Source organism: Stenotrophomonas sp. PA-6-5C (assembly GCF_021605635.1).
Taxonomy (GTDB): Bacteria; Pseudomonadota; Gammaproteobacteria; order Xanthomonadales; family Xanthomonadaceae; genus Stenotrophomonas; species Stenotrophomonas lactitubi.
The window spans coordinates 1-7460 of record NZ_WKEE01000100.1; the positions used below are offsets into that span (position 1 = coordinate 1).

General features: G+C 65.1%; 5 protein-coding genes and 1 pseudogene. All 6 read right to left on the reverse strand.

Features of this window, described 5'->3' with window-relative positions; all coding sequences use genetic code 11:
- On the reverse strand, positions 1-931 hold a 931-nt coding region (locus GIW57_RS23380; RefSeq protein ID WP_236513096.1), incomplete at its 3' end, for a ParB/RepB/Spo0J family partition protein.
- 79 nt (positions 932-1010) lie between these two features.
- Positions 1011-1835: a DUF932 domain-containing protein gene (locus tag GIW57_RS23385; protein ID WP_154352387.1), complete on the reverse strand. Its 825-nt coding sequence runs from the start codon at positions 1833-1835 to the stop codon at positions 1011-1013.
- A 584-nt stretch (positions 1836-2419) separates the two neighbouring features.
- A pseudogene (locus tag GIW57_RS23390) lies at positions 2420-2755 on the reverse strand (Arm DNA-binding domain-containing protein); the annotation flags it as partial.
- 310 nt (positions 2756-3065) lie between these two features.
- Positions 3066-4631: a glutamine-hydrolyzing GMP synthase gene (guaA, locus tag GIW57_RS23395; protein ID WP_099842332.1), complete on the reverse strand. Its 1566-nt coding sequence runs from the start codon at positions 4629-4631 to the stop codon at positions 3066-3068.
- A 108-nt stretch (positions 4632-4739) separates the two neighbouring features.
- Entirely contained in the window at positions 4740-6197 is a 1458-nt protein-coding gene (gene guaB / locus GIW57_RS23400) for an IMP dehydrogenase (RefSeq protein WP_032976170.1), read from the reverse strand.
- 371 nt (positions 6198-6568) lie between these two features.
- On the reverse strand, positions 6569-7447 hold the full coding sequence (folD, locus tag GIW57_RS23405; protein ID WP_100465109.1) for a bifunctional methylenetetrahydrofolate dehydrogenase/methenyltetrahydrofolate cyclohydrolase FolD: 879 nt from the start codon (positions 7445-7447) through the stop codon (positions 6569-6571).
- Positions 7448-7460: the final 13 nt, after the last annotated feature.

The following is a 7460-nucleotide window of genomic DNA, read 5'->3' on the forward strand; positions in this document are numbered from 1 at the left end:
ACAGGTTCTGGAACGCCTGCCGTTCCTCGTAGGCCAGATGCGGCACGGCCTCCACCCACGCCCAGCCCTCGGCGCGCACGTCCTCGGCCAGCGTTGCCAGCTTGTCGCGCACCAGCGTTTCCAGCACTGCGGTATCGGTGAGGTAGGTTCCGGCATCGCCTTCTGCGAACAGGTCGCGGCGGATGCCGCCGCCTGCCTGCCGGTAGGTGTCCAGCCCGACGAAGCGCACCAGCGCGTGCGCGGCGTCGATTTCGCGCTCGGTCAGGCGCTCGCGCAGCTTGGACGGGCTGCGCTGCCATTCCGGCGCACCATAGAACGCGGCTTCCTGCGCTGCGTGGTCGTCGGTGATGGTCAAGGCCATCAACTGTTCCAGCGTGACGGTTCCAGCGCGGTAGTCGTTCATCAGGCGCGGCGAGACGTTCGCCAGCTTCAAGCGGCGCTGCACCACCAGCGGGGACACGCCGAAGTCGGCGGCAATGTCTTCGACGGGCCGGCCTTCCTTGACCAGCGCGGCGAAGGCCGCGAACTGGTCGGCGGGGTGCATGTTCTCGCGCTGCACGTTCTCCGCGAGGCTGACGGTACGGGCGGACGCATCGGCCACCAGCAGGCACGGCACTTCATAGTCGGCGGGGATGCGCTTCTTCTTCGCCAGCAGCTTCAAGGCGGTCAGGCGGCGATCACCGGCCACCACCTCGTAAGCCTCGCCGTCCGCGGAAAGGATGACGATCAGGTTTTGCAGCAGGCCGATGCGGGCAATGCTCGCGGCCAGTTCGGGGATGGACTGGCGCGGGGTCGTGCGGACGTTGCGCCTGGAGCGGCGCGGCAACAGTTGCGACAGCGGAACCAAGATCAGGTTCTTGGTCGGGTCTGCCGCTTCCAGCGGCGCGGCGGCTTCGATGGCGACGGTTTCGGTTTTGAGTACGGCGTTCATGGTGATAACTCCTTGCGGTTAGGGATGCAGCAGCGAGAGAAGCGGCAAGGGCTGCTGCCTGCCCCTGCCGCGTGGGGATTCAGGCTTTCAACTGGCGCAGGCCATCGGCCAGCAGCCACAGGGAGCGGTTCAGGCGCACGTTTTGGTCAATGCCTTGAACGGGGCGGGTTTGCTGGCGGCGTCCGTTGGCGCTTCGCCCGGACAGTCCGCCCTTGGTCAAGTTCTCCTGCGTGCGGTTGAACACACTCCACAGGTCGCGGCGGTCGTCGTCATGGCGGCGCGGCATCAGGATTTGCGATTCCGTGATGGGCGCGGGCTTGTTCTCGTCGTACTTCAACGCCAGCGCAGCGCGGGCGAACACTTCCGATTCCCCTGCGTCCAGCGTGATAGCGCGCATGGCATCGCGGGATTCCTGCGCCCGGTCGAAGCCGTGCAGGACTTCGTATGCGCCTTCGATCACCTGTCCAGCCACGTCGCCTTTGTGAGGCACGCGCACGTCGGCCACGGTATCGCCGCAGACAAGGCCATTGCTGCAAACGAAACGAAACATCCCGGCCAGCATCTGATAGCTGCTGGTGCCGTCATGGGAGTTCAGTAGGATGATTTCGTTGGCCTCGCGGCCGTTGATCTGGCTGGCGTGGCGCAGCCGGATCATGTGCTTGGTGTAGTCGCGGCGGTCGTCGTGGCGCACGCGGGTTTGCGTCACCATGAAAGGCTCGAAACCTTCCCCGCGCAGTTCTTGCAGCACGGTCGCGGTGGGGATGTAGCTGTATCGCTCGGAGCGGCTTTCGTGCGGGGCGTCCGCGAAGATGGACGGGGCCACGGCCCGGATTTGGTCGTCGGACAAGGGACGTTCCGAACGCAGCACCGGGGAACGGGAAGCGAAGCGGGATGCGAGTTGCATGGCATTTCTCCTGACAAAGAAAAAAGGGTTTGCTGTTCACACCGCACACCGGATTCCTAGATTCGGAAGCCCAGCCTTTCGGCTGTTCGGTGCGGTCGGCACGAGGAACCCGGTTGGCCCTGTTGCCACCGTCTTTCCTGAGTTCATCGCCCGCGACGGTCAGGAGCGCGCGAACGGGTGCCGTCAAGGAGGCAAGCGCAGGGTTGGTGCGGCCCGCAGGCGCAGCCGAGGACACGGCCCTGCGCGCCTTGACGGCACACGGGCGCGGGCTACAGTCGCGGTGAAGGTGATGAAGTCAGGGGAGACGGCTGGACATGGCAACGGCCCCTCGACACGCCGACCGCACGGCAAGCGAAGCGCGCAGGCCCGGATCTAGGAATCAGGGCCGGCGGCGTCAGCCGAGCGGAGCGAGGGAACGATGGAAGCCCATCAGGGGCGAGACGCCGCAGGCGGTTCAATGCGAAGCACGACAGCGCGACCGGCCATGTCTGCTTGGCCGGGGACGCACGACCGTCCTACCATCCCTCCATGGAAGAAACCATCCTCAACAACGACGATCCTTTGGAGCACATGCTTCACCGCTCCAGCCTTGCGTTGGCCAGCCACGTCTCCATCGCCGCGCCGAAGGTCTTGATGGCGACCACCCGGCGTTTCTCACGCTGCTTTTCCAGCGCGGGCGAGACACCCTTGAGAACGGCTTTGCGCGCGTCCAGCAGCAGTTCGCGCGCCATTGCCAGCGAGATGCCACCAGGGCCATAGCGTCCGAGGGTCAGTGTCTCGCGGCGGCCGTGGAGCCGGTAGTCGTAGCGGAACGTGATCGTTCCGCCAGGCGATACCGTCACGTACATCCCGTCTCGGTCAGAAGTCTTATAAATCTTGGACTTAGGCTTGAAATTACGTAGTGCGGCGTCGGTCAGCATCGAGGTTTCCTCCGGCATGTGACGGATTTACCGTCAGGTTTTACCGTCAGGGACCTGGAGACCTGCTGATGCCCGGAAAGCCCCATGAAACAAGCTTTCCCGAGAAGGCTTTTACCGTCAAAGACGGTAAAAGTCTGAATAGTGAACGAGAGTGTCTTAATCCGGCCTCGATTTTTACCGTCAGCTCTACCGTCAACTTTTTCTGCTGGCCGGCGATAGCTACCGATAGCTGTTGCGACGTATTTTCTTCTAAATCAACACGTTACGTCAGTTTTTCGATAGCTGGCGATAGTCCTCGAAGGACGTCAATTCACTCCCACTCAATAGTAGCCGGCGGCTTCCCCGAGATGTCATAAACAACCCTCGACACCCCCCGCAACTCATTGATGATCCGGTTGCTAACCGTCCCCAGGAACTCATACGGCAGATGCGCCCAGTGCGCGGTCATGAAGTCAATCGTCTCCACCGCACGCAACGCAATCACCCACTCATAAGCCCGCGCGTCGCCCACCACGCCCACCGACTTCACCGGCAGGAACACGGCAAACGCCTGGCTGGTCTTGTCGTACAGATCCGCCTTGCGCAGCTCGTCGATGAAGATGGCGTCGGCCTTGGCCAGCAGCTCGGCGTATTCGCGCTTCACTTCGCCCAGGATACGCACGCCCAGGCCCGGGCCCGGGAACGGATGGCGGTAGACCATGCTGCGCGGCAGGCCCAGCTCAACGCCCAGGCGGCGCACTTCGTCCTTGAACAGCTCGCGCAGCGGCTCCACCAGGCCCAGCTTCATGTGCTCCGGCAGGCCGCCCACGTTGTGGTGGCTCTTGATCACATGCGCTTTGCCGGTCTTGCTGCCGGCCGACTCGATCACATCCGGGTAGATGGTGCCCTGCGCCAGCCACTTGGCGTTCTTCAGCTTGTTCGACTCTTCGTCGAAGATCTCAACGAACAGGTTGCCGATGATCTTGCGTTTGGCTTCCGGGTCGCTCACGCCTTCGAGCGCGCTGAAGTAACGGTCGGCGGCATTCACGCGCACCACCTTTACGCCCATGTGCTCGGCAAACATCGCCATCACTTGGTCGCCTTCCTGCCAGCGCAGCAGGCCGGTATCCACGAACACGCAGGTCAGCTTCTCGCCGATGGCCTTGTGCAGCAGCGCGGCCACCACGGAAGAATCGACGCCACCGGACAGGCCCAGGATCACCTCGTCATCGCCCACCTGTTCGCGCACGCGGGCGATCTGGTCGTCGATGATGTTGGCGGCGGTCCACAGGGTCTGGCAGCCGCACACGTCCACCACGAAGCGGCGCAGCAGCGCCTGGCCCTGCAGGGTGTGGGTCACTTCCGGGTGGAACTGCACGCCGTACCAGCGCTTTTCTTCGTTGGCCATGGCGGCCACCGGAATGCGGTCGGTGGTGGCGGTGATGGTGAAGCCCGGCGGCGCAACGGAGACGTGGTCGCCGTGGCTCATCCAGACGTTCAACTTCGGCTCGCCACCGTGGTCGCTCAGGCCCTTGAACAGCGCATCCGGGTTGATCACGTTCACTTCGGCGTGGCCGAACTCGCGCTGGTCAGCTGCTTCGGTGGCACCGCCCAGCTGCGCGGCCAGGGTCTGCATGCCGTAGCAGATGCCGAAGATCGGCAGGCCGCTGTCGAACACTTCCTGCGGCGCGGCGGGCGCGCCCGGCAACGTGGTCGATTCCGGGCCACCGGACAGGATGATGCCCTTGGCGCCGAACGCCGCGATCTCGGCCGGGTTGTGGTCCCACGCCCAGATTTCGCAGTAGACGCCCAGCTCGCGGATGCGGCGGGCAATCAGCTGCGTGTACTGCGCGCCGAAATCGAGGATGAGGATCTTGTCGTTATGGATGTTGGTCATGGCGCCCCGGCAATGCAGTAGGGAAAACGAAAACGTCAGATTTTTCAGCGGCAGATGGAGAAAGAGGAACGGGAATCAGCTTCCTCGTTCCTCTTTGCTCGTCCCGCATCAGGAGCGGTAGTTCGGCGGCTCTTTGGTGATCGTCACGTCGTGGACGTGGCTCTCACGCTGGCCGGCGCCGCTGATCTTCACGAACTTGGGCTTGCTGCGCATGTCCTCGACAGTAGCGCAGCCCACGTAGCCCATGGTGGCGCGCAGGCCGCCCATCAGCTGGTGGATGATGCCGCCCACCGGGCCGCGGTACGGCACGCGGCCTTCGATGCCTTCCGGCACCAGCTTGTCGGCGGTGGCGGCGTCCTGGAAGTAGCGGTCCTTGGACCCCTTCTCCATCGCGGCCAACGAACCCATGCCGCGGTAGCTCTTGTACGAACGGCCCTGGAACAGCTCGGTTTCGCCCGGCGATTCCTCGGTGCCGGCCAGCAGGCCACCAATCATGATGGTGGAGGCACCGGCGGCCAGCGCCTTGCCGATGTCGCCGGAGTAACGGATGCCACCGTCGGCGATCAGCGGGATGCGGTCCTGCAGCGCTTCGGCTACCAGGTCGATCGCGGTGATCTGCGGCACGCCCACGCCGGCCACCACGCGGGTGGTGCAGATCGAGCCCGGGCCGATGCCGACCTTCACTGCGTCCGCGCCGCTGTCCAGCAGCGCCAGCGCGGCTTCACCGGTGCAGATGTTGCCGCCGATGACCTGCACGTTCGGGAAGTTCTTCTTGACCCAGCTGACGCGGTCCAGCACGCCCTGCGAATGGCCGTGCGCGGTATCAACCACGATCACGTCCACGCCGGCAGCGACCAGCGCTTCCACGCGGCGATCGGTATCGCCGCCCACGCCGACGGCGGCGCCGACCAGCAGGCGGGTGGCGATGTCCTTGGCAGCGTTCGGGAAGTCGGTGTTCTTCTGGATGTCCTTGACGGTGATCAGGCCACGCAGGGCGAAATCATCGTTGACCACCAGCACCTTTTCGATGCGGTTGCGGTGCAGCAGCTGCAGCACTTCATCCGACGCGGCGCCTTCCTTGACCGTGATCAGGCGATCCTTCTTGGTCATGATGTGGCGGACCGGATCGTCCAGCTCGGTCTCGAAGCGCATGTCGCGATGGGTCACGATGCCGGCCAGCAGGCCGTCGCTGCCCACCACTGGCACGCCGGAGATGTTGTGCGCCTGGGTCAGGGCCAGCACGTCGCGGATGGTGGTTTCCGGACCGACGGTGATCGGGTCGCGGATGACGCCGGCCTCGAACTTCTTGACCTTGGCCACTTCAGCGGCCTGCTGCTCCACGCTCAGGTTCTTGTGGATGATGCCCATGCCGCCCAGCTGTGCCATGGCGATGGCCAGGCGTGCTTCGGTGACGGTGTCCATGGCCGCGGACAGGATCGGAAGCTTGAGCTTCAGGTCGCGCGTCAACCGCGTTTCAAGGTTGACGTCCTTGGGCAGGATGGTCGAATGAGCGGGGACGAGCGAGACGTCGTCGTAGGTGAGAGCTTCAGCCTGGATGCGCAGCATCGGCATACCCGAGATGTGGGGAAGCGCGACATTTTACCCTGTTTTGGCGACCAAGAACAGTAATTTTGGTGGCCGGAAACAGGCAATGCTGCGACACAGTGTCGCGCGGGCGCACCGCCCTTGGTAGGTGCCAACCTTGGTTGGCACGAACCGTCCGGCATCCGGACCCCAGCTAGGGCAACGGCCCCGTCAGATGTGTGCCAACCAAGGTTGGCACCTACCAGGAGCGGGTCATGCGGACCGGCGGGAATTACGGGGCGTCGACGCGGCCCCGGTAGCGCCGGGCCATGCCCGGCGAGCGCAGCGGCGCCGCAACAATCCGCCGGGCATGGCCCGGCGCTACCAAACCCCACCGCAAGCAGCCCAGCCGGTCAAACCCCGGCTTCCGCCGCTTCCAGCGTGTTCTGCATCAACGTGGCCACGGTCATCGGGCCCACGCCGCCCGGAACCGGGGTGATCCAGCTCGCCCGCTCCGCAGCTGCCTTGAATCCAACGTCGCCCACCAACCGGCCGTCATCCAACCGGTTGATGCCGACGTCGATCACCACCGCACCCGGCTTCACCCACTCGCCCGGCACGATGCCCGGGCGACCCACCGCCACCACCAGAATGTCGGCATTGCGCACGGCCTGTTCCAGCACGTCCTTGGGGGTGAACTTGTGGCAGCTGGTCACGGTGCAGCCGGCAATCAGCAGCTCCAGGCCCATCGGCCGGCCAACGTGGTTGCTGACGCCGACGATGGTGGCGTTGCGGCCGCGCACCGGCTGGTCGGTGTGGCCCAGCAGCGTGGTGATGCCACGCGGGGTGCAGGGGCGCAGGCCGAACTCGCGCAGGGCCAGGTGGCCGACGTTTTCCGGGTGGAAGCCGTCCACGTCCTTGCGCGGGTCGATGCGCTGGATCAGCCGGCGCGCATCGGGAATGCCCGGCAGCGGCAGCTGGATCAGGATGCCGTTGATCTTCGGGTCGGCGTTGAGCTGGTCGATCAGGTCGAGCAGCTCGGCCTCGGTGGTGCCGGCCGGCAGATCGTAGTCATAGGCCTCGATGCCGACCTTCTCGGCGGCGCGGCGCTTGTTGCGCACGTACACGGTCGAGGCCGGGTCGCCACCCACCAGCACCACGGCCAGGCCCGGGCGGCTGCCACCGGCGGCAACACGGGCGTCGACCCGCACCTTCAGGCTGTCGAGCAGGTCCTCGGCGATACGGCGGCCATCGAGGATGCGGGCAGGAAGCTGGGGGGCGGAGTCGGTCATCGGGTGCGGGCGT